Below are 26,905 nucleotides of genomic sequence, written 5' to 3'. Positions count from 1 at the left end.
GGGAGCAGGACGTGCCCCGACAGGGGCGCGGGGAACTGCGCGACAAGCCACCGCGGCGCCGCAGACGAAGAACGGAGCCGGGGTCCGGGGCGGAGCCCCGGCCGGTGGGGGGGGCTCAGCGGGCGCCCACCTGCGTCCGCACCGCCCCCATACTCGCCCCCACCACCAACGCAATAGCCACCGCATCAGTCCAGGCCAAAGCCTGATGAAGGATCAAGAACCCGGCCGTGGCCGCAATGGCCGGCTCCAGGCTCATCAGGACGGCGAACGTAGGCGCAGGCATCCGCCGCAACGCAAGAAGCTCCAGCGTGTAGGGCAGCACCGACGACAGCACCGCAACCGCCGCCCCCAGCAGCAGCGTCGTAGGGACGAGCAGCTTCGCTCCCGACTCCGCGAACCCGAACGGCAGGCTAAGGACCGCGCCGACCGCCATCGCGAGGGCGAGCCCGTCCGCCTGCGGGAAGCGCCGCCCTGTGCGGGAGCTGAACACGATGTACGCCGCCCACATCACGCCCGCCGCGACCGCGAATCCCGCCCCCACGGGGTCGAGCCCGCCGAACCCGCCCGCCCCGCCGAGCAGGAACACTCCCGCGAGGGCGAGCGCGGCCCACAGGGCGTTGACGGCGCGGCGGGAGGCGAGGACGGAGAGCGCGAGCGGGCCGAGGACCTCAAGGGTCACGGCCGGGCCGAGCGGGATCCGGGCGACGGCCTGGTAGAACAGTCCGTTCATCGCTGCCATCGTCGCGCCGAAGACGAGCACTGTGCCCCAGTCGGCCCGCGTGTACCCGCGCACCTTGGGCCGGCACACGAGCAGCAGCACGACGGCCGCCGCGACGAGCCGGATCGTGACCACGCCGAGCGCGCCCGCGCGCGGCATCAGGGTCGCCGCGAGCGCCGCCCCGAACTGCACGGACACGCAGCCGGCGAGCACCAGTCCGACCGGCCCCGCGCCGCCGCCGCGCGCCCGGCGCGGGCCCACGGCCTCGGGGGCGGCGGTTGCCTGTTCGGCGGTGTGGGGTCCAGCGTTCACGGGGTTCTCCGGGTGCGTACGTACGGGTCGATCGCGAGTCGATCATGCTGTGCAGGATTTTGCACTGACCAGAACAAGGTACTGCACCGCCCGCCGTGGAGTCTCCTCACTTTCCCCGCACCCGTATCCGGACGCCGCGTCTCGCGGGATGGACCGTGGAATCCCGGGCCTTCCCGACCCGCTAGGCTCGCGACGTGGCTGAGATCCAGATTCCCGCTGACATCAAGCCCGCCGACGGCCGGTTCGGCGCGGGCCCCTCCAAGGTGCGTACGGAAGCGCTCGACGCTCTGGCCGCCACCGGTACCTCCCTGCTCGGCACCTCCCACCGCCAGGCCCCGGTCAAGAACCTGGTCGGCCGTGTGCGCGAGGGCATCCAGAGCCTGTTCCAGCTCCCCGAGGGCTACGAGGTCGTCCTCGGCAACGGCGGCTCGACCGCGTTCTGGGACATCGCGACGCACGGCCTGATCGAGAACAAGTCGCAGCACCTGTCGTTCGGCGAGTTCTCCTCCAAGTTCGCCAAGGCCGCCAAGCTGGCCCCGTGGCTCGCCGAGCCGACGGTCGTCCAGAGCGAGCCGGGCACGCACCCCGAGCCGCAGGCCGAGGCGGGCGTGGACGTGTACGCGTACACGCACAACGAGACCTCCACCGGTGTCGCCGCCCCCATCAAGCGGGTCGCGGGCGCCGACGAGGGCTCCCTCGTCCTCGTGGACGCCACCTCCGGCGCGGGCGGCCTGCCCGTGGACATCACCGAGACGGACGTCTACTACTTCGCGCCGCAGAAGTCCTTCGCCGCGGACGGCGGCCTCTGGCTCGCCGCGTTCTCCCCGGCCGCGATCGAGCGCGCCGAGCGGATCCACGCGAGCGGCCGGCACGTCCCGGAGTTCTTCTCGCTGCCCACCGCGATCGACAACTCCCGCAAGAACCAGACGTACAACACCCCGGCGCTCGCCACCCTGTTCCTGCTCGCCGAGCAGCTGGACTGGATCAACGGCCAGGGCGGCCTGGACTGGGCCACGGCCCGCACGAAGGACTCCTCGACCCGCCTGTACTCGTGGGCGGAGGAGTCCAAGTACGCGAGCCCGTTCGTCGCGAACCCGGCGCAGCGCTCCCAGGTCATCGGCACGATCGACTTCGCCGACGACGTGGACGCGGCCGCCGTCGCGAAGGTCCTGCGCGCCAACGGCATCGTCGACACCGAGCCGTACCGCAAGCTCGGCCGCAACCAGCTCCGCATCGCCATGTTCCCGGCGATCGACCCGTCCGACGTCCAGGCCCTCACGGCCTGCGTGGACTACGTGATCGAGAAGCTGTAACCGTTCGTACGGTCCTGCCGAAGGGCCCGGCACCGCGAAGACGGCGCCGGGCCCTTCGGCGTACCTAGCTCTTGCGGAACAGCCGCTTCAGTCCCAGTGCGGCCGCCAGGACGAGCGCGATCACGACCGCACCGGCGCCCAGGCTCCGGTCCTCCCCGCTCTTCCCGTCGGCCGCTGAACTCCCCTTCCCCGAGGGCGACTCGGCGGCCCCGCCCGTCGGCTCCGGGTCGGGCGCGCCCGGGGCCGCGATCGGCTCGACCTCACTGCCCCGCCCCTCCGAGCCGTACATCAGCGTCGTGCCGTCCGGGCTGTACGTCACCGACTCGCCCTGCCGCTGCAACGGCACGTCCGCCCGCTCCGGGTCGACGGGCCTGCCGCCCTTCCAGACGTACGAGGTCGCCTCGAAGTAGCCGCGCAGCAGCAGCCGTCGGCCGTCCGGGGAGAAGGCGCCGTCGGTGGTCCACAGGTCGACGTCCGCGACCCGGCGGAACACGTTCGTGCCCGAGGCGGACAGCTCGGCCGGGCCCGCGTAGAGCCCGCCCCCGCCGCCGCGCTTCTTGTCGGCGATGTAGACCCGGCCCGTCTTCGGATGCACCATCAGCGCCTCGGCGTCCCGCGCCCCGTCGGCGTACTTCACCACGTACTGCGTGGCCTTCACCGTCTGGTCGCGCAGCTCCTTCGGCTCGGGGAGGCGGTAGATCCAGACGTGGTCCCAGGTGCCGCCCAGGTTGTCCCCGATGTCGCCGACGTACAGGTCGCCGTCCGGGCCGATCGACACCGCCTCCACGTCCCGCGGGGCGCCGACGCCGCTGAGGGTGAGCGTGGCGACGGTCCTCCCGGTGCGGGAGTCGACCGCGTACAGGTGGGCGCCGTCGTCGCTGTCGTTGTGCGTCCAGTACACGCCGGGGTGCGCGCGGCTGGCGGCGAGGCCGCTGGACTCGGTGATGCGCGGGTCCTCGATGGTGAACCCGTCGTTCCGCCCCTCGCCCCGCCCGGCGTCGGCCGCGGTCGCCGGACCCGCCGCACCCGCCAGCACCAGCGCCGCCGCCCCCATCACACCCACAAGTGCACGCATGGGCACAGACTGCCAGGTGACAGGTAGGGGCCGTGTCTGCGCCCACGTGTGCAGCCTCACATCCCCGGCCGCCGCCGCGGCCCGCCGCATCCGGAATGATGAGCGGATGCTCAGGCTCCTCTTCGTCGGCGACTCGATGACCATCGGCAGCGCCGGCGAACACACCTGGCGCCACCGCATGTGGCAGCACCTGCGCGCCTCGTACGGCGGCCCGTTCCAGATCGTCGGCCCGCGCGAGACGCTCTACGACAAGGCGGCCGACGCGCCCGTCTCGCACGAGTACGCACCCGGCGTCGAACCCGCGTTCCCGCGCCGCCACCTCGCCGGCTGGGGCGAGGGCTGGCTGCACATGGCCCCGCTGATCGGCGAGACGGTACGGGAACACCGCGCCGACCTGCTGCTCGTCTCCCTCGGCCTGATCGACCTCGGCTTCTACACGGACGCCGAGCAGACCGCCGCCAACGTCCGTACCTTCGTGGCCCAGGCGCGGGCGGCGAACCCGCGGGTCGCGCTGGCGGTGCTTCCGGTGATCCCCAACGTGCGGGCGCGCACGGACAGTTCGTTCGCCGCCGAGGTCGACCGCTTCAACGAACTCCTGGCGAAGACCCTCACCGACCTCGACACGGACCGCTCCCCGCTCCTGCTGGCCTCGGTCCCGGAGTCGTACGACATCGACCACGACACGTACGACGGCACGCATCCGAACGCCTCCGGCGAGCACAAGCTGGCGGGGGCGTTCGCGGAGGCGCTGCACCAGGCCTGGGGGGTCGGAGGTCCGTACTCCGGATAAGTTTTCGAACTCCCCGTGACCCGGTCACCGTGCGTATCGTTGTACTGCGCGGGTGCCCGTAACCGATGGGTATCCGGGGAGGAGCGCCACAGTGACTGTTCTCGTAGACAGGACCGCGATGGCCAACGACAACGCCGAGCGCCTGGACGAATTGTTCGAGCTGATCGAGCGGATGGTCCCCGAGGGTTACAAGGCAGAAGTTGTCGAGGGGGCCATCCAAGTGGTGCCGCAGCGCAATGTGCATTGGCAGAACATTCGCGGGATTCTCCACGCCTTGGAGGACAGGTTCGGCCGGGATGCGCTGATCATGACCGACGTACGCATCGACTTTCCCGGCTACCGGAACGGCTTCTGCCCTGACATGGCGAAGTTCCGTGACGGAGCGGAGCCGAACGAAGAAGGCCGCTGGCGCTACGAGGACATCGAGTTCATCGCTGAGGTCATTTCCCGCGGCACGGGCATGAACGACTATGGCCCGAAACAGACCACGTACGCAGAAGCGGGAGTCCCCGTCTATCTCATCGTCGACCCGTACGTAGGCCGTTGCCACATCTACACCAACCCGAAGAACGGCGAGTACCTCACCGAGTCGAAGGCCGACTTCGGTGACAAAGTCGACCTGACGCACACCCTCCTCGGCCTCACCATCGACACCGCCAAGTTCCCCCGCGACTGACCCCGACCCCCCTTGCCTAGAGCCCACTCCACCCAGTTCGCTGGGGTCCCATGAAGTACACGCAGCTAGGACGCACGGGACTCAAGGTCAGCCGACTCGTCCTCGGCACCATGAACTTCGGCCCGCAGACCGACGAGCCGGACAGTCACGCGATCATGGACGCCGCGCTCGACGCGGGCGTCAACTTCTTCGACACCGCCAACGTGTACGGCTGGGGCGAGAACAAGGGCCGTACCGAGGAGATCATCGGCAACTGGTTCGCCAAGGGCGGCGACCGGCGCGACAAGGTCGTCCTCGCCACCAAGGTGTACGGCAACATGGCCGGCGACGGCCAGCCGTGGCCCAACCACGACCGCCTCTCCGCGCTCAACATCCGCCGCGCCGTGGACGCCTCCCTCAAGCGGCTCCAGACGGACCACATCGACCTCTACCAGTTCCACCACATCGACCGCCGCACCCCGGTCGAGGAGATCTGGCAGGCGATCGACGTCCTCATCAAGCAGGGCAAGATCCTGTACGCGGGCTCGTCCAACTTCCCCGGCTGGAAGATCGCCCAGACCAACGAGACCGCCCGCCGCCTCGGCAGCTACGGCCTGGTCAGCGAGCAGTGCCTCTACAACCTCGCCGAACGCCGCGCCGAGATGGAGGTGATCCCGGCCGCGCAGGAGTACGGACTCGGCGTCATCCCGTGGTCGCCGCTGCACGGCGGACTGCTCGGCGGCGTCATCAAGAAGGCCGCCGACAGCGGCCGCAGCGCCTCCGGCCGCTCCGCGGACGCGCTCGCCAACACGCAGATGCGGGAAAAGGTCCAGGCGTACGAGGACCTGCTCGACAAGCACGGCGTCGAACCCGGCGAGGCCGCCCTCGCCTGGCTCCTCACCCGCCCCGGCGTGACCGGCCCGATCGTCGGCCCGCGCACCGCCGACCAGCTCGCCTCGGCGCTGCGCGCCGTCGAGCTGGAGCTGGGCGAGGAGCTGCTCGCGTCCCTGGACGAGATCTTCCCGGGCCCGGGCCCGTCGCCGGAGGCCTTCGCCTGGTAGGGCGCGTACGGTCTCGGTCCGTACGGTCTCGGCTCGTACGCGCGTGGCGTCGGTCGTACGGGGTGTCTCACCCCACGGCCGACGCCACCGCCACGACGACGAACATCAGCACGAGCACACCGGCCATGATCCGGTTACGGGTCTTCGGGTCCACCCCTCGAGGTTAACCGGCGGCCCCGAGCGGCCGGCGCTCGACCTCCTCGTACCGCGGCCGCTCCCCCGGCACCCCGCTGCGCGGCAGCCGGCTCTGCACGAGCGCCACGTCCCCGACCGTCCACGGCCGCGACGTGAATCCGTCCAGCTCCTCGACGTACGGCCGCAGGTCGACGGCGGCGGCGCGGCTGCGGGCGAGCGTGAGGTGCGGGGTGTACCGGCGGTGGTCGTCCATCGGCAGGCCCGCCCTGCGCGCCGCCGCCTCAGCCCGCTCGGCGAGCCGCCGCATCACGTCGAGCTCGCCCTCCGCCCCGGCCCACAGCGCCCGGTCCCCGAAGCGTCCGCCGCCGTGCAGGGCCAACTGGAACGGCTCCGTCCGGCGAGCGGCCCGCGTCAGCCGCTCCCGCAGCTCGGGCAGGACCTCCTCCGGTACGTCGCCGAGGAACGCGAGCGTGAAGTGCCAGCCGGCCCGCTCGGTCCACCGCAGCCCGTCGGCGCCGGGCAGCCGCCTCAACCGGCCTACTTCCCGGGCGAGTTCGTCGACGGTGGCAGCGGGCGGAAGCACGGCGACGAACAGTCTCATACGCCCAGTCTGCCCTCGCGAACCAGGGGTCGTCGTGCGGCTTTCCCACCACCGTGGCCGGTCGCGCAGTTCCCCGCGCCCCTGACGGGGCACGTTCCCCCCTGCCTGCTGTGGGCAAGCGTTCCGCAGGAAAGGGCGAGGTGGGGAAAGGACCGTCCGACCGGCACCCGCTCCCCGTACCCTCTGCGCATGAAGATCCGTAAGGGCGGGGCAGAGGACATCCCCGCGATACTCGCGCTGCTCGACGCCGCCGCGTCACGCCTCGTCGCCGAGGGCCGCACCGACCAGTGGGGCACAGAACCCCTCTCGGCCCGCCCCGGCGTGGTCTGCAACCTGCACGCGTACGTCGCCGAAGGCACCCCCTGGCTCGCGGAGATCGACGGCGAACCCGCAGGCACGCTGATCCTCACCTCCGGCCCCGGCGCCAACTCGGCGATCGCCCCGGCCGCCGAGCCGGAGAACTACGTGCACTGGCTCGCCGCCGACCCCCGCCACACCGGCCGCCGCGTCGGCGCCGCCCTGCTCGCGCACGCCGCCGCGGAGACCCGCCGCGCGGGCCTCGGCCTGCTCCGCGTCGACTGCTACGCGGGCGGCGACGGCAAGCTCGTCGCGTACTACGAGAGCCAGGGCTTCGCCCGTACCGAGACGTACGAGAACGACGGCTGGCGCGGGCAGGTGCTGGAGCGCCGCCTCTGACCGGCCGCCGCCGACCGCCTCAGGCCGCCGTCGTCAGCCGCTCGCGCGGGACGAAGCGGAGCTGCGGGTGGCCGTGGTGCATGCCGAACTTCAGGCGCAGGCCGCCGACGCGGGCCAGGACCAGGCCGATGGTCGCCGCGGCGAGCGCGGACACCAGGCCGCCCGCGGCGAAGCCGATGCGGGCCCCGTACGTGTCGGTGATCCAGCCGACGAGGGGCGCGCCGAGCGGCGTACCGCCCGTGAACACCATCATGTAGAGCGCCATGACGCGGCCCCGCATGATCGGGTCGGTGGCCATCTGGACGCTGGAGTTGGCGGTCACGTTGACCGTCAGGCCCAGGATGCCGAGCGGCACGAGCAGCGCGGCGAACAGCCAGAACGCGGGCGCGAAGGCGACCACGAGCTCCAGGACGCCGAAGGCGAGCGCGGCGCCGACGAGCAGCCTCAGCCTGGACGTGGCGCGGCGCGCGGCGAGCAGCGCACCGGCGAGCGAACCGGCCGCCATCAGCGAGTTGAGCAGGCCGTACGTGCCCGCGTCGCCGCCGAAGACGTCGTCGACGAACGCGCTGAGCCAGATCGGGAAGTTGAAGCCGAAGGTGCCGATGAACCCGACGAGGACGATCGGCCAGATCAACTCGGGCCGCCCGGCGACGTACTTGAGGCCCTCCTTCAGCTGCCCCTTGCCGCGCGGCGCCCGCTCCACTCGGTGCAGCTCGGCCGTGCGCATCAGGGCGAGGCCGGCGAGCGGCGCCAGGAAGGACAGGCCGTTGAGCAGGAATGCCCAGCCGCTGCCGACCGCGGTGATCAGGACACCGGCGACGGCGGGCCCGACGAGGCGCGCGGACTGGAAGTTGGCGGAGTTCAGGCTGACGGCGTTGGCCAGCTGGTCCTTGCCGACCATCTCCGAGACGAAGGTCTGCCGGGCCGGGTTGTCGACGACGGTGACGAGGCCGAGCAGGAACGCGGTGAGGTAGACGTGCCAGACCTGGACGTGCCCGCTGAGCGTGAGCACACCGAGGGCGGCGCCGGTCAGGCCCATCGCGGCCTGGGTGAAGAAGAGCAGCTTCCGCTTGGGCAGCCGGTCGACGAGCACGCCGCCGTACAGCCCGAAGAGCAGCATGGGCAGGAACTGCAGCGCGGTGGTGACGCCGACGGCGGTGGCCGAGCCGGTGAGGCTGAGCACCAGCCAGTCCTGGGCGATGCGCTGCATCCAGGTGCCGGTGTTGGAGACGACTTGGCCCGTGAAGAAGAGCCGGTAGTTCCGGTTCTTCAGCGAGCTGAACATGCTCTGCTTACGGGAGTCGGTGCGGGCGTGGGGATCGTGGGTGGCTGGTGCGGGGGCGGAGTCTGCTCCGGATCCCGTACTCAAAGGGGTTCGCCTCCTTGGTACTTGACGTGCTTGCGGCTATTGCAGGTGGGCGAGCTTCTCCAGGACGGGTGCGGCTGCGCGCAGCTTCTCCCACTCCGCCTCGTCGAGGCCCTCGGCCAGCTGGGCCAGCCAGGCGTTCCGCTTGCGGCGGCTCTCCTCGAGCATCGCCTCGGCGGTCTCGGTCTGGCTGACCACCTTCTGCCGGCGGTCCTCCGGGTGCGGCTCGAGCCGGACCAGGCCCTTGGCCTCGAGCAGTGCCACGATGCGGGTCATCGACGGCGGTTGTACGTGCTCCTTGCGGGCGAGCTCGCCCGGGGTCGCGGAGCCGCAGCGGGCGAGGGTGCCGAGCACCGACATCTCGGTCGGGCTCAGCGACTCGTCGACCCGCTGGTGCTTCAGGCGGCGCCCGATGCGCATGATCGCGGAGCGGAGTGCGTTCACGGCGGCTACGTCGTCGCCATGGGAGAGGTCCGGCATGTTCGTTAGCATAACTCATTACCCTGACTAAAGAACAGTGGGTTGCGGCGCCCCGGAAGCGGAATCGATCTGGATCACCCGTACGAGTGAGCCGATCGCGGAAAGTGACACGCCGCCGGTCACGGTCCGGCGACCCTGAGGGGCATGGAGACCAACGTGCTCAGCCTGCGCATAGACGGAGAGCTGCTCGACCGGCTCCGGGGTCACGCGGCGAAAAGAGGAATGAGCGTCCAGGACTATGTGGTCCGGACGCTCATTCGTGACGACTTCGACGAGCGGTTCAAGACGGCCGTCGAGGAGACGGAGAAGTTCTACGGGGTGACGTGAGCGCCGGCCCACGCCCCAGCCCCCGCCCCCGCAGACGCGCGGGCTACGTCAGCTGAAGTGCCGGCATCAGGTAGTAGAAGGCGAACACCGCGGACACCGCGTACATCGCCGCCGGCACCTCTCGGCCGCGCCCGGCGACGACCCGGAGCACCGTGAACGAGATGAAGCCGATGCCGATGCCGTTCGTGATCGAGTACGTGAACGGCATCATGACCATCGTCAGGAACGCCGGGATCGCGATCGTGTAGTCCTTCCAGTCGATCGCGCCGATCGAACCGGACAGGATCAGGAAGCCCACCGCGAGCAGCGCCGGAGTGGCGGCCTGCGACGGCACCATCGTGGCCAGCGGCGTGAGGAACAGCGCGACGGCGAAGAGGCCGCCCGAGACGACGTTCGCGAAGCCGGTCCGGGCGCCCTCGCCAACACCGGCCGTGGACTCCACGAAGCAGGTCGTGGCCGAGGACGAGCTGGCGCCGCCGGCGGCGACCGCGATGCCGTCGACGAACAGCACCTTGTTCATGCCCGGCATGTTGTCGTTCTCGTCCGTCAGCTCGGCCTCCTCGCCGACGGCCATGATCGTTCCCATGGCGTCGAAGAAGCAGGAGAGGAGAACGGTGAACACGAACAGGCAGCCGGTCAGCAGCCCGACCTTCTCGAAGCCGCCGAAGAGGCTGACCTGACCGACGAGCCCGAAGTCCGGGCTTGCCACCGGGTTGCCCGGCCACTCGGGGGTGGTCAGACCCCAGCTGGGCACCTTGGCCACGGAGTTGATGATCATCGCGACGATGGTCATGACCACGATGGAGATCAGGATCGCGCCCGGCACCTTGCGGACGATCAGCGCGAGCGTCAGCAGCACACCGAGGACGAAGACAAGCACGGGCCAGCCGTTGAGGTGCCCGTCGGCGCCCAGCTGCAGCGGGACGGTGGTGTGCGCGGCGTCCGGGATACGGGAGACGAAACCGGCGTCGACGAGGCCGATCAGCATGATGAACAGGCCGATGCCGATCGCGATGCCCTTGCGCAGCCCCAGCGGCACGGCGCTCATGACCCGCTCCCGCAGGCCGGTGGCGACGAGCACCATCACGACGAAGCCGGCGAGCACGACCATGCCCATCGCGTCGGGCCACGACATCCGCGGCGCGAGCTGGAGGGCGACGACGGTGTTCACACCGAGACCGGCGGCGAGCGCGATCGGGACGTTGCCGATGACGCCCATGAGGAGCGTGGTGAACGCGGCCGTCAGCGCGGTCGCCGTGACCAGCTGGGCGTTGTCCAGCTGGTGGCCGTACATGTCCTTCGCGCTGCCGAGGATGATCGGGTTCAGCACGATGATGTAGGCCATCGCGAAGAAGGTGGCGAAGCCGCCGCGTACCTCGCGGGCCAGCGTCGAGCCCCGCTCGGTGATCTTGAAGTACCGGTCGAGTGCGCTGGTGGGCGTCTGCGACGGTGACTGCTTGGGGTCTTCGACCGTGGCCGAGGGGGTCATGCGTGAACCTCAGACGTTCATGGCGGGGCTCGCCGAAGGACTGCGTGGGGGCGGCCGAGTCACGCGCATTTTTGGAGCTTCTTACGAAGAAAAGCGGTCAGACTCAAGCCGTTTCAGTATGAATACATAAGGCCGAAATGGCTATCTCCGCGCGTAGACCCTTGGGCCGCCCGGCATCCACGAGGCCGCGCACTTCCGCTCGTACGGGCCTCGTAAGCTTGGCCGCATGGCGAAGTGGACACCGAAGCACGAGGCGCCGGAGCCCCTGGAAGGCCCCGTCGTCGCCACCATCACGGGCGGCACGATCCTCTGGTTCGTCCTCTTCCTCGTGCAGCTCCCCTTCTACGGCTGGTTCGACGACCGCGGCCAGACCTGGTGGGTGTGGACCTGCCTCGCCGGCGCCGGCCTCGGCTGCCTCGGCATCTGGTACGTGCGCAAGCGCGACGCGGCGATCAAGCGGCACGAGGCGCAGCGAGCCGCGGAGAACCCCGCCCCGTAGCGACCGGCACGGCCGCGCCGTCATACCTGCGCGGGACGCGGCCCCGTAATACCCGGACGCGTACCCGGAGACGACCCCTGAGGGTCCCCCCTGAGCCGACCCTGATTCGCGGCCGCTCGACGGGTGAACGGCGGTCCCGGCCCGTACCGTCGAGACCATGACGGAGCGGGCAGACATCGACACCGAGGGGCCGGACCCGGCAGGCGGGCGGGCCGCTCTCGACGCGCGGGCGGAAGCGGAACCGGGAGCAGGACCGGAAGCCGAACCGGGAGCGGGACCGGGAGCGGGACCGGCGTATCCGACCCCGGCGCTCGGGCTGAGCACGGCCGAGGTCGCCGAGCGGGTCGCGCGCGGCGAGGTCAACGACGTGCCGGTGCGCTCCAGCCGCTCGGTCACGGACATCGTCCGCGCCAACGTGTTCACCCGGTTCAACCTGATCATCGGCGTCCTCTGGGTGATCATGATGTTCGTCGCGCCCTGGCAGGACACCTTCTTCGGGTACGTGATCCTCGCCAACACCGGCATCGGCATCATCCAGGAGCTGCGCGCCAAGAAGACCCTCGACAACCTCGCCGTGATCGGCGAGACCAAGCCCACCGTGCGGCGGGACGGGCGGGCCGCGGAGATCTCCACCTCCGAGATCGTGCTCGGCGACCTCATCGAGATCGGCCCGGGCGACAAGATCGTGGTCGACGGCGAGTGCGTCGAGACCGACAGCCTGGAGGTCGACGAATCGCTGCTGACCGGCGAGGCCGACCCGGTCGTCAAACAGCCCGGGGACGTCATGATGTCCGGCTCGTTCGTGGTCGCGGGCGGCGGCGCGTTCACCGCGACGAAGGTCGGCCGCGAGGCGTACGCGGCCCAACTCGCCGAGGAGGCCTCCCGGTTCACGCTCGTCCACTCCGAGCTGCGCTCCGGCATCTCCACCATCCTCAAGTACGTGACCTGGCTGATGGTGCCCACCTCCATCGGCCTGGTGATCTCCCAACTCGTGGTGAAGAACGACGAGTTCAAGGAGTCCATCGCGTACACCGTCGGCGGCATCGTGCCGATGATCCCCGAAGGCCTGGTGCTGCTCACGTCCATGGCCTTCGCGATCGGCGTGATCCGGCTCGGCCGGAAACAGTGCCTCGTGCAGGAGCTGCCGGCCATCGAGGGCCTCGCCCGCGTCGACACCGTCTGCCTCGACAAGACGGGCACGCTCACCGAGGGCGGCATGGACGTCACCGAGGTCCGCCCGCTGAACGGCGCGGACGAGTCGTACGTACGCAAGGTGCTCGGCGCGCTCGGCGAGTCCGACCCGCGGCCCAACGCCTCACTGCAGGCGATCATCGAGGCGTTCCCGGACGTCGAGGAGTGGCGCTGCACCGAGTCGCTGCCGTTCTCCTCCGCCCGCAAGTACAGCGGCGCCAGCTTCAGCGAGGGCGACGGCGAGAACTCGACCTGGCTGCTCGGCGCGCCCGACGTGCTGCTGCCCGGCGGGGACGGACTGCTCGACGAGATCGAGGAGCTCAACCACCAGGGCCTGCGCGTCCTCCTCCTCACCCGCAGCCGCACCGAACTCGACTCCGCCGACGTCGCCGCGGGCGCCCGGCCGTACGCGCTCGTGGTCCTGGAGCAGCGCCTGCGGCCCGACGCCTCCGACACCCTGCACTACTTCGAGGAGCAGAACGTACGGGCGAAGGTGATCTCCGGGGACAACGCGATCTCCGTCGGCGCCGTCGCCGCCAAGCTCGACCTGCCCGGCGCCGACCAGACCGTCGACGCCCGCACCCTGCCGCAGGACCGCGCCGAGATGGCGGAGGTGCTCGACGAGAACACGGTGTTCGGCCGGGTCACCCCGCAGCAGAAGCGGGACATGGTGGGCGCACTGCAGTCCAAGGGGCACACGGTCGCCATGACCGGCGACGGCGTCAACGACGTCCTCGCCCTCAAGGACGCCGACATCGGCGTGTCCATGGGCTCCGGCTCCGAGGCCACCAAGGCCGTCGCGCAGATCGTGCTGCTCAACAACAGCTTCGCCACGCTGCCTTCGGTGGTCGCCGAGGGGCGCCGCGTCATCGGCAACATCACGCGCGTGGCCACGCTGTTCCTGGTCAAGACGGTCTACTCGGTGCTGCTCGCGCTGCTCGTGGTCTGCACACAGGTCGAGTACCTGTTCCTGCCCCGGCACCTGACGCTGCTGTCCACGCTGACCATCGGCGTCCCGGCGTTCTTCCTCGCGCTCGCGCCCAACAAGGAACGCGCGAAGGCCCACTTCGTCCGCCGCGTCATGCGGTACGCGATCCCGGGCGGCATCATCGCGGCCCTCGCCACGTTCAGTACGTACCTGCTGGCCCGGGCCCACTACTCGGGGGCGGGCGCGCGGGAGGCGGAGACCAGCGCGGCGACGCTCACGCTGTTCCTGATCGCGATGTGGGTCCTCGCGATCATCGCCCGCCCCTACACGTGGTGGCGCATCTGCCTGGTGGCCGCGATGGGCGTCGGGTTCCTCCTGGTCATGGTGGTGCCGTGGCTCCAGGACATGTTCAAGCTGAAGCTGGTGGGGGCGACCATGCCGTGGTCGGCGGTGGCGATCGCCGCTGTCGCGGCGGTGCTGGTGGAGTTCGCGTTCAGATGGGTGGACCGCAGGTTCCCGGCGTAGGGCTCACCGCAACCGCCCTGCGGGCGGCTTCTTCCCCACCCCGCCCCTTCCCGCAAGCCTCCGGCGGTGGCCTTTCGGCTTCCCCACCGTCGTGGCTGGTCGCGCAGTTCCCCGCGCCCCTAAAGGGGCACGTGATCCAGCCCCTCCGGCGTTTGAGGAGCGGGGGTCCAGGGGGCGGAGCCCCCGGGGCTGTCCGCAGGACTTTCGGGAAGGGGCGGGGTGGGGAAAACGAACCTCAGTCGAACCACCGGTCCCGCGCCAACTCCCCCGTCCGCGACGGGTCTTCGAGCAGCGCCGCCACCTCGAACCGCCGCGGCCACTGCCGCGTCGCCCAGGCGAGGCCCGCCGCGACGCCCTCCAGGGTGGACGCGTGGACCGTGCCGTCGGGCGTGCGGCGCCAGTCGAGTTCGACGCCGCCGGCGAGCAGTTCCTCGTGCTCCCGGTACGTCGCCGGGGTGCCCGAGCCGAGCAGCGTACGCACCGACTCCGGCACGTCCCGCTCGACGCCCTCGGCCGGCACCTCCGCCGTGACGGCCTCGCTCAGGCGCCGCACCTGCAGCAGCTCCGCGAGGTCCGAGGCGCGCGCCGGGGCGACCGGGAGGAGCGCGAGCCCGCCGGTCAGGGGCAGCAGGTCGGGGGCGTCCGCGACCACCGCGTCGGCCGCGTCCACGACGGTCACGGCACCGTCGACCACCGCCCGCAGCTCGTCGGGCAGCGTGACCTGCTCCGGGTCGAGCTCGGCCAACGCCCCGTACAGGGCGTGGAGTTGGGCGGCGGACACGGTCAGCTCGGGGTCGGCGAGCCGGTCGAGGAGCTCCGCGGCGCCGCCCGGCTCGTCGAGCAGTGCGGCCACGGACGTGCGGACGCCGAGGGCGCGCAGGACCTGCTCGTCCTCGAAGCCGGACGCGTCCGCCTCCTCGTAGAGCCCGGCGAGCAGCGGGTCGCCGCCCGAGGCGCGGAGTCCGGCGGGGCGGCGCCCGTCGAGGACCGGGTGCCCGCGCAGCCACCAGGCGGTGTAGGGGCGTACGGACTCGGTGGTGCCGTCGGGGAGCAGCACCCGCACCGGCTGGGTGAGCGCGTCCCGCAGCGGCGGCTGGGCGAGCAGCGCGAGCGCCTGCGGCCAGCGGTCGTCGTCGACGAGGTCGAGGTCGCGTACGGCGACGATCTCCGTGGCGACGGGCGGCAGGGGGGTGTCGGGCAGCTGGTCGAGGACGTCCTCGCACCACACGTCGACCGCGTCGAGCAGACCCGCGTCGTCCGGCTCCGCGAAGTCGCCCTCGCGGGGCTCCAGTTCGTCCGGGTCGAGGACGACGTCGGTGGCGCGGACCAGCGCGAACGTCGCGAGGACCCCGCACGCGGCGAGCGGCTGCTCGCCCCAGCGCTCCGCCAACTCGGCGTCGACCAGGCCGAGTTCGCCCTCCCGCATGACGGACGCGAAGGCGCTGCCGGGCAGGACGAGTTCACCGGCGGGCGCGGGCTCGCCCTCGTCGTCGGTCAGGGCGAGCGCGCCCAGCCACGGCTCGTCGCCGGGTTCGAGCCCCGCGTCCCGGACCAGGGCGAGGACGACCTCCGCCAACTCCTCGCCGTCCAGGGCGTCCTCGTCCCAGATGTCGTCGTCAAGGGAGGCGGCGACGGCGGCACGCACCTGCGGGGTGGTGAGGACGGCGCGGGGCGTGGCGGGCAGCGCGCCGAGCTTTTCGAGCAGGGGGTGCGCGGCCTCCGGGTGCGCGACCTTCAGGCCGAGCCGGGACAGGCCCTCGGGGGTGTCGGGCCCGGGCAGCAGGACGTGCCGGGGCCCGATCGTCGTACGCCCTCCCCCAGAGCCAGCCTGGGAGGTACCCCCACCGAGCGGTACGGGAAGGCCGCTGAGGCGGTCCGGGTCGACACCGGCGAGGGAGTCGTACAGCCGCCACCACCAGCCCGGTTCGCGCTCCAGACCGGCCAGGCGGTCCACGGCGTCCTGCAGCGGGAGCCGGGCCACGCCGAGGGTGCGCAGCTCGACGCGGCGCTCCAGGCCCGCGGGCAGCAGCGTCGGCAGCACCTCGGCGAGCACGGACACGGTCTCGGCCCCGGCGCCCTCGACGACCTCGGCCTCGAAGGGGCGCAGCGCGGCCGGCTTGGCGTCCTCGTCGTCGGGGTCCGGCGGGGCGGCGGGGGCGAGGAACGGGGTGCGCGGGAGGAGTTCGAGGACGGCGGAGCGGAGCGCCCCGTCGAGGGCGGACGAGGCGAGGGCGCCGGGCACCAGGTCGATGACGCCGGTGCTCAACGGCCGCCATTCGGCGAGGAGTTCGGCGTACGCCTCGGCCGCGCGGGCCACCAGGAAGTCCGTCAGCGGCCCGGGTGCGGCGTGCCGCCGGGTGGTGTCGAGCGGGAACGAGCCGATCAGCAGCGCGGGCACGCCGAGCGCCTCGTCGCTGGGCGTCGGCGCGTGCACGACCGGGGCGGTACGGGGCCGCCGCGGCGCCCCCTCGTCGTCGACGGGCACGGCCCACGTCACGGACCACAGCGGCCGCGCCCGCTCCTCGACGGGCCGGTCGCGCAGCAGCTCGGGGTCGAGGCGCCCGTTCCGCTCCATGGTCCGCCAGCGGGTGGTGCCGTGCGCGCTGTCCTCGATGCGGGCGTACGGGCCGTCGTGGTCGCGGGTGAGGGTGCGGGTGCCGTCGGGGGTCTCGATGCTGACCTCGGTCAGGCCGGGCAGGGCGAGCAGCAGCGCGTCGTCGACCGCATCGAGCAGCCGCTCCACCAGCGCCTCGGCGGCGGCGTCCCGCAACGGCAGGATGACGACGGTGTCGTACGTGTCGGGCGCGGTGCCCTCGGCCGCGAACGGCAGCCGCAGCAGCGGCACATGGCCGTCCCGGCGGCGGATCTCGTCGCCAAGCTCGGGGCTGCGCTCGGCGGCGACGGCCTGGGTCAGCTCCCGCGCCTCGGCCAGCGACCAGCGCACACCGCCGGACCGGCCGACGACGGCGGGCTCGTCGCTCACCGCGAGCACGGCGGCGAAGCCGACACCGAACCGGCCGACGGTCGTGTTCCCGCCGCTGTCCCGCTTCGCGGAGGCCCGCAGCGTACTGAGCGACTCGACGCCCGCCGCGTCCAGCGGGGCACCGGTGTTCGCGGCGGCGAGCACCCCGTCCCGCAGGGTCAGCCGCAGCCGCCCGGCGACCCGGGCACGCGCGGCGGCATCGGCCGCGTTCTGCGCGAGCTCCACGATGAGACGGTCCCGGTACCCGCCGAGCGCGAGGTCCTCCTCGGCGTTCGCGTCCTCCCGGAACCGGGCCGGAGCGGCGCCCCACGCGTCGAGCACGGCCCGCCGCAGCCCCACGGTGCCGAACGGGTCGGCCCCCTCGGGCGCGGGCCGGACGAATCTGCTCACGGTGGTCCTCCTTGTGGGCGGCGGGGTGCCGCGTGCGTTGCGCTGCCGCCTGAAGGTACCGGGTGGGGGCGCACCCGGGTCATCCACCCGGCTCGGGCAGGCCGATATCTGTCAACCAGAATGCCGCTCGAGCGGCGAGGCCGCGTCCTGGCCGGGCGTGAGCGCGGTCGTTCATGACCTGCCACTTCAGGCCATGTATGCCGTCACCCGCCACTTCAGGCCATGCACGCCGTCACCGCCCGCGCATCGTCAACACCCCGCGCTGTCCGGATCACGCGTGCAGGCCAGAATCCGCGCGGTCTTGTCCGCCCTGCTGGCCTCGGCAGCGAACGACTCCCGCTTCAGTGCCTTCACTCCGGAGCTTCTCCACTGTGATGCTGCTTGCCGCAGGCACGGACGCCATCGTTTCGGCGCATACCTCTGTCTGCGCATTCCGCAGTCGCGCGTACGCCTGCGGGTCCTCCGACACGGCACGCAGGGCTCTGACGAGGTCGGCCTCGCCCACCGGCATCCGCACCGTCCCCTCCTCCTCCCAGGGCGCCCGATGCCGTCGGGGTCGGTGGCCGTCTTCACCCGCGAGCGTCGCGTGTGTGTCCGCCGCGTAGTCCACCAGGGCATCGGCGAGCGGGCCCCGAAGCCCAGCGGCGATGACCGGGTCCTTGCGCCGCTCTGTCTCCTTGCTGAGCGCGACGACTACGGCCTGCATGTTCCGTGCCTGCACGAGCGTGTGACGCCCAGGGGCGGAGCCCGTCGTCGCGTCCCGCACGGCGGCGCCCAGCTCGCCGCACTCCATGTCCGGCGCGTACCGGTCGCCAAGGAGCCGCTGCACGGCACGGTCCTCGAGGAGACCGTGGCAGCCTGACTCGCGCACGAAGACGTCGTACCCGACCAGCCCGCCGCCGGCCAGGACGAGTGCGGCCGCACCGCAGAGAAGCGCTCGCTTGTTCACTGCGCCCTTCTCGGAGACTTGCAACCGTGTGCTTCGGCCGAGCGCTCGGCGAAGGCCCGGAGGGCAGCCCGCTGCCGGGCGGGGTCGGGTGCGGCCTTGCCGTGCAGGCTCTCCGCGGTGAAGAACGCGGTGCCGCCTTGAGCTGGGCATGAGGCGCTGGTCCAGTACACGCCCTCCGCGCCACCGGACCGGCCTCGGAAGACTCCGTCCTCGCCGCGCTTGTAGGTCTGCACGTGGCCGCCCTCGTCGACGTAGGGGCCGTAGTAGGCGGCAAGCCGGAAGGAGGGTTCGCCGGCCCGGTCCAGGACGAGGCAGTCCTCGACGGGGGCCAGCGGGTCGGCCGCTGTCTCCCAGGTCGGAGCCTCGACGTTCGCGCAGGTGCCGGTGGCCTCGCCGGGTGCCAGGGCCGGGGCGTCGTCAAACCGCGTGGGAACCTGCGCGGCCACGCTTCGGACCGGCTCGCCCTCGGGGGCCTGGCAGTCGGCACGTCGGGCCGCGTTGGCAGCGGTCTCGGTGGCGAGGCGAGCCAGCTGCACACGCTGGCTCGCCGTCATCGGACCCACTGCCTCCAACGGCAGGCGGACGCGGAGGTTCACCACGAGAGGGGACTGCCCGTCACGGTCACACGGCATGACCACCGAGGCTCTGGGGTCCGTGGCACGAGTGTTGAGGAGACCGCGCCAGCCGTTTCCGATGGGCGACACCGTGTAGGTGTCGGCGTCCGACATGAAGCGGTCGAGGTCGAGGAGCAGTTCCCGGCTTCCGGCGGTCCGCGAGGCGGTGACGGTGAGTGACTGATCGTAGCCGTCGGCATCTGGCCGCTCCGCACTCAGCGTGCACTGCTGGGGGCCGCGGGACTCGTCGTGCCAAGTGGTGTCGCCCGAGGTCAGACGGCGGTCACCGAGCAACTCCTCGGCCTGCGCCACAGGGACGAGACCGCCGCACGGAGTCGACGAGTCTGCCCCGCCGACCCAGCCTTCGTATATCCCGGTGAAGTAGACAGCCCCGGCGATGGCAGCCAGCGCACCGGCAGAGGCGACAGCAATGCACGCGGTACGCCGACGACGCGGAGTTGTGTCGTTCATGAGCCGATCGCCTTGTTCGCGAGCTGTTCGCCGGTGGTGTGGTCGTTGCGCATGTCGAGCTGGAGGTCGTTGACGGTCCAGTGGTCCTTGCCCGGATTGCCGTCTTCCTGAGCCCAACTGTCGACCAGAATGCGCATCTCGCGCTGCGACTTGAGGCTTTCGTCGGCAACCTCGTCGGCCGCCTGATCGTTGTTCTCGTCCTTCTCCTTGTTGGAGATGTCGTAGGTCCAAGCGTCGAGCGCGCGTTGCGCGCCGTCACCGATACCGGGAACCGCCGTCACAGGAGCACCGACCAGATGGTAGACGGCCTTGGCCTTCCAGTCCTCCTGAGCGTTGGCATCGTCCCGCTTATCGTTGATGACGTCTTCACGCACGGCGTCATAGGCACCAAGCGCCGCAGCACCCTTGCGGGCAGGGTCCCGCACGGAATCCGCGGTGTTACCGCCTTCCTCCATCTGCTTGGCGGTATGGGCCATCTCTGCCTTGTGCATGGTGCTGTAGGCGTCGGGATCCTCGGCCACACCTCGCATCACCCGGATCAACTTGTCGGAGTCGGGGGCAATGTGGGCGTTCTTGTCGCTTCCGAACAGTCCGTCGCCACCTTCCGCCGGCGCATGGTCCGTGTGTGAACTCTCCACCCCGGAAAGGATCTCGTGCGTGTCGTTGGTGTAGTCGGCGAGACAATTCGCCAGGGGCTGCCGCAAGTTCGGCTTGATCGCCTCGTCCCCGACTGCTGTGTCGAGTCTGCTGATCGTGTCGCGCATGATCCGCGCCTGCCCATCGGAGTGGGGAGGCCCTTCCTGGTCGCCGGTGGTGGCCGACTCCAACAGGCTGCCGAGGCCCACCCGGCTGTTTGACGGATCGCGCCCATACGAATCGATCAGGTTCTCGGTCCTGCGAGCCCGCTCCTCGACGTTGTGCTGGGGCCATTCACGGTCGTCCAGCAGGTACTTGAGGTTGTCGTTGCCGCCCTTGGGATCGAGGTAGTCGGTGGCCGTCCTCGGGTTCTCAGCCATGATCCCGAGCATGTTGTCCACCGGGTCGACGATCTTCCCCTTGTCGGGTTCGTCGCCGGAGCGGATGCGCTGCGTCTCGTCCCAGATATCCGGGTTCTTGCGTTCGGCGGCGATGATGTCGTCGGTGAGGCCCTTGACCATGTGCGCGGGATAGCTCCGCCGGTCACCCTGCTCAAGGAGCGTCGTAAGGGTCTGATAGCCGTACGGGCCGGTCGAGTTGCCCTCGGGCCGCTGCGTACCCAGCTTGGCCATGTCCTTGCGCCACTGCTCCGAGAATTCCTTGTCCCGGTTGGCCGTGGCGATGTTGTTGGCGAGGGCGGACTGGATGCTGCCGTAGCGTTCGGCGGCCTTCCCGTCGCCGGCCTGGGACTTCTCCAGGTCCTCGGCCAACCGCAAAGTGCCTTCCGGGCCGAGGTCGTTCAGCACCATCCGGCTGAACTCCGGGTCCTTGCTGTTGTGCGTCATCACGCGGTCCAGCTCCTCGAGCTGACCCGGGGTGAGCTTCTCGCCCCGCTCGTACTTCTTCAGGAGCTTGCCGGCGCGCTGCGCCTCGTCCTGGTCGATGGAGCTGGTGGTGTTGTCGTTGAAGCCGTCGGAACGCTTGCCGGCGTTGCGCTTGAGTGCCGTTACCGCGGACTGGTCGGCGTTGTGGGCCGTGATCAGGATCAGCTTGATCTGCGCCTGCCAGTACAGGACTTTCGCCTCGTTGTCGGAGGGCAGCAGACCGCCCCCGTTGCGCTCGTCCCCGTCCTTGTCGGGGTCGATCAGACTCACCTTGCCGGTGTCGCTGACGGCGACGCCGTCCTTCTTGGCGTCCCGGACGAGCTGGTGCAGGTCGTCCTGGCACTTCTTCAGGTCGTCGTGGGCATCGCCCAGTACGGCCTTGATGCCCTTGGCCTCGGCCCAGGCGTCGCTGAACTCCTTGTCGGCGGACAGCACTCGCACCCGTGCGGCGGCCGAGGTCGGGTCGAAGCTGTTCCAGCCCGCGGCGTCGAACGGCGCCACGACACCGTTCGTGTACTGCTCGTCGAGCGCCTGAAGCAGCAGAATGCGCTCCTGCCAGCGGTCGGCAGCAGTCTTCAGGACGCTGACGTCCAGGTGGTAAAGGTCTCCGAAGAGAATCATGCGGTTCGTTCGCCCCCTGTCAGCCGAAGTCGGAGAGCGAACCGCGGACCGCGTTCATCTCTGCTTCGTTCGCGGATTCCGTACGGGTGTAACTACCGGCGGTCTGCGCGCAGTTCTCGCCGATGGTGCGGCAGTTGCGGACGAGATCGCCGACCTGCTGATCCCAAAGCTCCATCACTTCACCGATCGCCAACCCGAGCTCCCCGGACCAGAAGTCGGCCCCGAGCCTGCCCCCGGCCGCGATCATCGTCTCGTCGTCCTCGACCCGCCCCTTGGAGTGCAGGATTCCAGCGATCTCCTGGGCGTTCTCGCCGGCCCGGTTGAGCGCCACAGGGTCGGCGACCCCGCTCATGGTCTGCGCCTGGCCTCCCCCGCCCGCCATGGTCTGGATGCCCGCGCCACCGCTGAACCCCGGGTCGGGGGCGAAGCCTCCGGTGGGGTTGAGGTCGCGCACGTCGGCCGGCCGGTCGGGAACGTCCAGGCGGTGCACGGGAGTTGTCCGCCCGTCGGCTGCCGCCGTCATCGGCTGAAGTCCGCCCGAGAAGCCCGGGTCGACCGCGTCCCCCTGAGCGAGATCCCGGTCCCGGACGTCCCGGCTCATGTCCGGGCTCGGCAGCGAGTGCACCGAACGCGGGTCCGGCCCCGTCAGCGGCGTGGTGGGGGCCTGAATCCCGGACCCCGTACCGGAACCGGACGGGACGTCAGCCCCCGTCATCGGCGGCAGGCCCCCGTAGTTGAAGCCCGGGTCCGGGCTCGGAGCGGGATCGACATCGAGGATGCCCCGGTCGCCCGCATCCGGCGGCGGCATCTCGTGGGCCGTCCGCGGATCCCGCCCGGTCAGCGGTGCGGTGGGCGCGACGATCCGTGGATCAGGACCCTCGTACGGTGCGGAAAGCGGACGTACGTCTTCTGAGCCGGTGCTCAACAATCCCCCCTGCTGCAACAGCCCGCCCCCGTTGGCGTGCCTTGGTTCCGTGCTCCACGGCAACTCGGCCCGTGCGCCGCCACCATCGACGACCTGCGGCTTTCTCCCTGAAGCCCGGCCACCCTACGCACAGACGACGGGTTCGCACCATGCCGGGGCGGGGAAGGGAACGGCGCTCCGGACGTAGTGATTCCGGAAATCACCCCCGCGGCCCGAGCCCCCGCTCCGCGAGCCGCTTCCGGGCGCGCTCGGCCCAGGCGGCCCCGCTCGACGGCCTACCCGTCCGGGTGCGCGCCCCGGGCCCGCTCCAACTGTCCGCCGGACAGCCGCGGTTGTACGTACCTGTCCTTGTCGACGGACGCGAAACTCTTCCCGCGTACGGAGAACGCGACCATCCCGAAGCGCGTGCCTTCCGCGGCCTCGGGGGGGCGCGGGCTCCGGTCACCCTTCCTTGAGGGCGTCCACGAACGCGGTCCAGCTGGAAGGCGAGAAGAGGAGGGCGGGGCCGTGGGGGGACTTGGAGTCGCGGACGGGGACGGCGGTGGGGTGGGTGTCGGTCACTTCGAGGCAGGAGCCCGACTCAGAGTTGCTGTAAGACGACTTGCGCCAACCGGTCATCGCCGCAGCGTCGGGAATCGTGCGGTCATCCATGGCGCCTGTGCTCCTCTGCTCGCGCCTTCATGAGAGCCAACGACCCATCCAACGGCAGCGCGTCGCTCAGCGCAACGTCATAGGCGTGCTGGAGGTGCCGGACGACCACCGGGGAGTCGTGGACCTGACCGACGGACACCGCCTCGGTGTACGCGGCCGGCGGCTGGTCGTCGAACCACATCAGCGTCACCATGCCGTGCAGAAGGCCGTAGGCCCCCACGGTCGAGGGCATCACGTGCACCCGGATGCGCCCGCGTTCCACCAGGCCGATCAGGTGCTCGATCTGCTCCGCCATCACCTCGCCACCGCCCACGGGACGACGCAGAACTCCCTCGTCGAGCAGTGCCCAAACCACTGGCGTCAGCGGATCCTGGAGGATCAGCGCCCGTTCCAGGCGTGTGACAACGTGCCTGTCACATTCCTCGGCGCTGCGCGGCTGAGGCCAGGATCCGAGCACGGCGCTCGCGTATCGGCGCGTCTGCAGGATGCCCGGCACATAGATGGGAGCGAACTCCCGGATCATGACGGCCTGTTGTTCCAGTACGCGGGCCGGCTCGAAGTAGTCCGCGAGGGCGGAGTCGCTTCCCGGCCGGAAACTGCTCAGCACATCCCCCGTACCCAGCGCCTTGTCCAAGCGCCGCGCATCCTCCGCCGACGGAACACGCCTCCCCGCCTCGATGTGGGCGATATGGCTGCGCGTCATGTGCGCCTCGTCGGCCAGCTGCTGCTGCGTCAGGCCGAGCCCCTCGCGCTGCGTGCGCAGCCACTCCCCGTACTTGGTGGTCATCCGCCAACCCCCGTTCTCTGCCGCCCACTTGTGACAAATGAGCGGTCACGCCGTACCCCCTGGTCAGGCTAGCGACGGCGACGTCACTCTGTGAGCGGATCACTACGGAGAGCAGGAAGGTGCAGCTCATGAGTACGGCCGAGGAACGGATCCGGGAGGCGGAGTGCGTGCGGGACGTGTTGGGGGTCGCGTTCGCGGGGGTGGGGGTGAAGTTGCCGTCGTTCGGGATCGACCAGGTGTCGTGCGCCCGCGAGGATCCGTACCCGCTGATCGAGTTGGGGCGGTGCGACGTCGCGACGGCGCGGATGCTCGCGGAGGCGCTGCTGCGGGTGGGGTCGACGGTGCGGGACGAGGAGACCGGCCGGGTCGGTGAGGTGATGGGGCACGAGGGCGGGCGTGTGCAGCTGCGGCCGCTGCTCGGCGGGCGGGAGTGGGACGCACGCCCGGACCGCGTACGTCCGGTGACGGCGACGGATTTGCTGAGCGCGCGGGTCGCGGCGGTGAACTCGCTGACGCGGAGGGGCGGTTCGGCGTGAGGCGGCTGTTGCTGCTGTTGCTGGCGTGGCTGTTTCCGGCGCGCGGGGCCCGACGGCGTACGGCGGTCGCGGTCGCCGAGCGTCCGGCGCCGCCGCGCGTACGGGTGCGCAGAAGTCCGTACGCGGAGGACGCGGCGGACGACCGCACCCTGTACATCGACCCGCCCCTGTGGAACACCCTCCGCCCCTACGTCCACGTCCACGCCCGCCCGAGGCTGGTGCCTGCGGAACACCGCGCCCAGGCGCAACGGCGGTGGGCCCTGGAGATGGCCCTACGGGGGCGGGACGTGGGGCCGGAGCGGATTCATGGGGTGCGGGTCGGGGTGGAAGCGGCGTGAGGGGCATGGCCTCTCAGAGGCCCGACGCAATTCCAGGCGGGCCGCACCTGGCCAACATCCCTCTCCCGCCACACGGTTCACTTCCTTAGACTGAATCGCCGAAAACGAAGGCGATCAGCCGAATCGGGGGCCGAGCATGAATCACACGCGCCAACGCGCTGAAAGATGCAACGGGCGCACGGCAGCGAGGGGTCGCAATGACCTCTAAATTTGCATAGTTGAACAAACAGGACTTCTCCGACCTGGAAGCTGCAGCCAAGGCGTGGCGCAAGCTCTCCAGCATCATGGACTCATTGACGGCCCGTCACAGAGAACGAGTGACCGGACCTCTGCATCATTCGTGGAAAGGTGACGACGCCGAAAAGGCCCTGTACTTCCTGGAGGATGTGGAAAGTCGCCTGGGCGTTGCCGAGACTGAGGCAATGGCAATCGCCTCAGTCCTGGAGAACACCAAGTTCTGGATGGAGCAGGCCCAGACAGACCTTCGCAACGCGATACGGCGAGCCGAGGAGGACGGCTTCGAGGTGGATGGCGATGGCTGGGTCAGCGACCCGACCACCTCGGACCTCCCTCGCAATGACCCGGATGCGCAGCAAGTCATAGCCGACCGCAGCGGCTTGCTCGGGGACTACCGTGCCCGTATCGACAAGGCTCTGGCCGACGCGGAACGGGCCAGCGACAAGGGCTCCAAAGCACTGGCAGACCTGAACGGCGACATCCTCACCGACTCGTCGAATCACGACGCCGCAGCCGAGTCCGCAGCCGACGCCAAGAGCGCGATGAAGGCACTCGGGATCCAGGATCCACAGATCCCGAAGGACGATCCGAAAGCCGCCGCAGAGTGGTGGAAGGCTCTTAGTCCTGAGGAACGTCAGGAATACGCAGCGCTCTATCCGAAGCAGATCGGCGCGACAGACGGATTACCTTCCACCGTGAGGGACGATGCGAACCGCACCGCCCTGGCCCAGGAGTTGAACCTCCTGCAGGAGGGCAACATCAAGGAAGCTTATCCGGGAGAGAGCCCCGACTCGTACAACAAGCGCCTCGAAAACGCCCTGAAACTCAACGAACAGCTGAATGAACGAGACGGCGCTCACAAGGGAAAGGAATTATATCTCCTGGGCTACGACTCCAAAGGCGACGGCCGCGCCATTATCGCCATGGGGAACCCCGACACTGCGGCACATACCGGAGTGCTCGTGCCGGGAACCAATACCGATATGAACGAGGTGCCCGGCCAGGTAACACGTATCGGAAAACTCCAATCAGCCGCCGAGAAGAGCTCTGACGACGAATCGGTGGCCATGATCTCCTGGATCGGCTACGACGCCCCGATGGCCAAGGGGGACGGCGGTTACGACGGTGTCGCCACTGACGGACGTGCCCATGAAGCTGGTCCCGATCTCCGCCGTTTCACTGAAGGCATGCGCGCCTCTCACGAGGGTCCGCCAAGTCACACCACGGTCCTGGGACACAGCTACGGATCCACTGTTGTCGGTGCCGCCGCATCCGAGGGCAAGGGGCTCGGCGTGGACGACGTAGTGGTGGTCGGTAGCCCTGGCATGACAGTCGATCACGCAACCGATCTGCAGATGGACCCGGAACACGTCTGGGCGGGCGGCGCCAAGGACGACAGCATCATCAACGACTTCGCTGGCGGCACGCTCGGCCGGGACCCGCTGCGGGAGAACTTCGGCGGCAACAACTTCAAGGTGGACACCCATGGGCACAGCGGCTACTGGGACGGGGACAAGGAGAAGACCAGCGAATCCCTTGCGAATCAAGGAAGAATCATTGCTGGAAAGAGTCCGACGGAAGTTCCCAAGAAGGACTCTTACGACAGCCCGCCGCCAGACCCGATCATCATCGGCTGAAAACCGCACAATTCACCTGGCACCGGCGCTACTGGCCACCATTCTCGCAATTGGAGGTTGCATGTCTTCCCCGAGCCCTGAAAAG

24 protein-coding genes are annotated in these 26,905 nt (G+C 70.2%); 11 read left to right on the top strand and 13 right to left on the bottom strand.

Translation table 11 applies throughout. From position 1 onward, the window contains the following. Positions 1–115: 115 nt before the first annotated feature. Positions 116–1,030, bottom strand: a complete 915-nt coding sequence (locus ACIDOF_RS09090; RefSeq protein WP_409005214.1) for an EamA family transporter — start codon at positions 1,028–1,030, stop codon at positions 116–118. Positions 1,031–1,224: 194 nt separating this feature from the next. Here ACIDOF_RS09090 and serC point away from each other — a divergent pair, with 194 nt between their 5' ends. After that, positions 1,225–2,343 (top strand): phosphoserine transaminase, encoded by a 1,119-nt coding sequence (gene serC, locus ACIDOF_RS09085; protein WP_409005213.1) that lies wholly within the window; start codon positions 1,225–1,227, stop codon positions 2,341–2,343. 64 nt (positions 2,344–2,407) lie between these two features. On the opposite strand, the gene ACIDOF_RS09080 is transcribed toward serC, so the two are convergent. Beyond that, complete coding sequence (locus ACIDOF_RS09080) at positions 2,408–3,418, bottom strand: hypothetical protein (protein WP_409005212.1); 1,011 nt, start codon at positions 3,416–3,418, stop codon at positions 2,408–2,410. 106 nt (positions 3,419–3,524) lie between these two features. Between ACIDOF_RS09080 and ACIDOF_RS09075 the strand changes: the two genes are divergently transcribed. The 3 genes from ACIDOF_RS09075 (at position 3,525) to ACIDOF_RS09065 (ending at position 5,924) form a co-directional block, all read left to right on the top strand. After that, positions 3,525–4,208, top strand: a complete 684-nt coding sequence (locus tag ACIDOF_RS09075) for an SGNH/GDSL hydrolase family protein (protein ID WP_409005211.1) — start codon at positions 3,525–3,527, stop codon at positions 4,206–4,208. A 91-nt stretch (positions 4,209–4,299) separates the two neighbouring features. Further along, entirely contained in the window at positions 4,300–4,884 is a 585-nt protein-coding gene (locus tag ACIDOF_RS09070) for a Uma2 family endonuclease (RefSeq protein WP_409005210.1), read from the top strand. A 50-nt stretch (positions 4,885–4,934) separates the two neighbouring features. After that, positions 4,935–5,924, top strand: coding sequence for an aldo/keto reductase (locus ACIDOF_RS09065; RefSeq protein ID WP_409005209.1), 990 nt, complete (start codon positions 4,935–4,937; stop codon positions 5,922–5,924). 163 nt (positions 5,925–6,087) lie between these two features. On the opposite strand, the gene thpR is transcribed toward ACIDOF_RS09065, so the two are convergent. Further along, positions 6,088–6,660, bottom strand: a complete 573-nt coding sequence (thpR, locus tag ACIDOF_RS09060) for an RNA 2',3'-cyclic phosphodiesterase (RefSeq protein WP_409005208.1) — start codon at positions 6,658–6,660, stop codon at positions 6,088–6,090. Positions 6,661–6,843: 183 nt separating this feature from the next. Here thpR and ACIDOF_RS09055 point away from each other — a divergent pair, with 183 nt between their 5' ends. Continuing rightward, positions 6,844–7,356: a GNAT family N-acetyltransferase gene (locus ACIDOF_RS09055; RefSeq protein WP_409005357.1), complete on the top strand. Its 513-nt coding sequence runs from the start codon at positions 6,844–6,846 to the stop codon at positions 7,354–7,356. 19 nt (positions 7,357–7,375) lie between these two features. On the opposite strand, the gene ACIDOF_RS09050 is transcribed toward ACIDOF_RS09055, so the two are convergent. Beyond that, a complete protein-coding gene (locus ACIDOF_RS09050) occupies positions 7,376–8,725 on the bottom strand; it encodes an MFS transporter (protein WP_409005207.1) in 1,350 nt (449 codons plus the stop codon). 36 nt (positions 8,726–8,761) lie between these two features. Continuing rightward, entirely contained in the window at positions 8,762–9,202 is a 441-nt protein-coding gene (locus ACIDOF_RS09045; protein ID WP_282539971.1) for a MarR family winged helix-turn-helix transcriptional regulator, read from the bottom strand. A 144-nt stretch (positions 9,203–9,346) separates the two neighbouring features. Between ACIDOF_RS09045 and ACIDOF_RS09040 the strand changes: the two genes are divergently transcribed. After that, the gene (locus tag ACIDOF_RS09040; RefSeq protein ID WP_282546297.1) at positions 9,347–9,529 is read left to right on the top strand and encodes a ribbon-helix-helix protein, CopG family; all 183 of its coding nucleotides are present in this window, start codon (positions 9,347–9,349) and stop codon (positions 9,527–9,529) included. A gap of 43 nt (positions 9,530–9,572) precedes the next feature. Here ACIDOF_RS09040 and ACIDOF_RS09035 read toward each other — a convergent pair whose 3' ends face one another. Continuing rightward, complete coding sequence (locus ACIDOF_RS09035; protein WP_409005206.1) at positions 9,573–11,018, bottom strand: NCS2 family permease; 1,446 nt, start codon at positions 11,016–11,018, stop codon at positions 9,573–9,575. A 226-nt stretch (positions 11,019–11,244) separates the two neighbouring features. On the opposite strand from ACIDOF_RS09035, the gene ACIDOF_RS09030 reads away from it, so the two are divergent. Then, positions 11,245–11,517, top strand: a complete 273-nt coding sequence (locus ACIDOF_RS09030) for a DUF2530 domain-containing protein (RefSeq protein WP_409005205.1) — start codon at positions 11,245–11,247, stop codon at positions 11,515–11,517. Between the two features lie 157 nt (positions 11,518–11,674). Then, a complete protein-coding gene (locus ACIDOF_RS09025) occupies positions 11,675–14,161 on the top strand; it encodes an HAD-IC family P-type ATPase (RefSeq protein ID WP_409005204.1) in 2,487 nt (828 codons plus the stop codon). Positions 14,162–14,396: 235 nt separating this feature from the next. Here ACIDOF_RS09025 and ACIDOF_RS09020 read toward each other — a convergent pair whose 3' ends face one another. The 7 genes from ACIDOF_RS09020 to ACIDOF_RS08990 all read right to left on the bottom strand — a co-directional run bounded on the left by ACIDOF_RS09020 (position 14,397) and on the right by ACIDOF_RS08990 (position 24,072). Beyond that, positions 14,397–17,534, bottom strand: coding sequence for a sacsin N-terminal ATP-binding-like domain-containing protein (locus tag ACIDOF_RS09020; protein WP_409005203.1), 3,138 nt, complete (start codon positions 17,532–17,534; stop codon positions 14,397–14,399). A 271-nt stretch (positions 17,535–17,805) separates the two neighbouring features. Beyond that, positions 17,806–18,483, bottom strand: a complete 678-nt coding sequence (locus ACIDOF_RS09015; RefSeq protein ID WP_409005202.1) for a hypothetical protein — start codon at positions 18,481–18,483, stop codon at positions 17,806–17,808. Beyond that, on the bottom strand, positions 18,480–19,409 hold the full coding sequence (locus ACIDOF_RS09010; RefSeq protein ID WP_409005201.1) for a hypothetical protein: 930 nt from the start codon (positions 19,407–19,409) through the stop codon (positions 18,480–18,482). The genes ACIDOF_RS09015 and ACIDOF_RS09010 overlap by 4 nt, the downstream gene beginning before the upstream one ends. A gap of 155 nt (positions 19,410–19,564) precedes the next feature. Continuing rightward, entirely contained in the window at positions 19,565–21,709 is a 2,145-nt protein-coding gene (locus tag ACIDOF_RS09005; protein WP_409005200.1) for a hypothetical protein, read from the bottom strand. Between the two features lie 19 nt (positions 21,710–21,728). Continuing rightward, positions 21,729–22,517 carry a hypothetical protein gene (locus ACIDOF_RS09000; RefSeq protein ID WP_409005199.1) on the bottom strand — a complete coding sequence of 263 codons (789 nt, stop codon included), beginning with the start codon at positions 22,515–22,517 and terminating at the stop codon, positions 21,729–21,731. Between the two features lie 558 nt (positions 22,518–23,075). Then, the gene (locus ACIDOF_RS08995) at positions 23,076–23,285 is read right to left on the bottom strand and encodes a DUF397 domain-containing protein (protein ID WP_409005198.1); all 210 of its coding nucleotides are present in this window, start codon (positions 23,283–23,285) and stop codon (positions 23,076–23,078) included. Further along, positions 23,278–24,072: a Scr1 family TA system antitoxin-like transcriptional regulator gene (locus ACIDOF_RS08990; RefSeq protein WP_409005197.1), complete on the bottom strand. Its 795-nt coding sequence runs from the start codon at positions 24,070–24,072 to the stop codon at positions 23,278–23,280. The genes ACIDOF_RS08995 and ACIDOF_RS08990 overlap by 8 nt, the downstream gene beginning before the upstream one ends. 128 nt (positions 24,073–24,200) lie before the next feature. Between ACIDOF_RS08990 and ACIDOF_RS08985 the strand changes: the two genes are divergently transcribed. The 3 genes from ACIDOF_RS08985 (at position 24,201) to ACIDOF_RS08975 (ending at position 26,820) form a co-directional block, all read left to right on the top strand. Beyond that, entirely contained in the window at positions 24,201–24,608 is a 408-nt protein-coding gene (locus ACIDOF_RS08985; protein ID WP_409005196.1) for a hypothetical protein, read from the top strand. Further along, the gene (locus ACIDOF_RS08980; protein WP_409005195.1) at positions 24,605–24,946 is read left to right on the top strand and encodes a hypothetical protein; all 342 of its coding nucleotides are present in this window, start codon (positions 24,605–24,607) and stop codon (positions 24,944–24,946) included. Before ACIDOF_RS08985 ends, ACIDOF_RS08980 begins: the two co-directional genes overlap by 4 nt. A gap of 218 nt (positions 24,947–25,164) precedes the next feature. Continuing rightward, on the top strand, positions 25,165–26,820 hold the full coding sequence (locus ACIDOF_RS08975; protein WP_409005194.1) for an alpha/beta hydrolase: 1,656 nt from the start codon (positions 25,165–25,167) through the stop codon (positions 26,818–26,820). The last annotated feature ends 85 nt before the right edge of the window (positions 26,821–26,905 follow it).

This window comes from Streptomyces sp. Da 82-17 (assembly GCF_046098215.1).
Lineage (GTDB): Bacteria > Actinomycetota > Actinomycetes > Streptomycetales > Streptomycetaceae > Streptomyces.
Note: the sequence above shows the minus strand (reverse complement) of the source record. Positions and strands in the feature narration are given on the sequence as shown.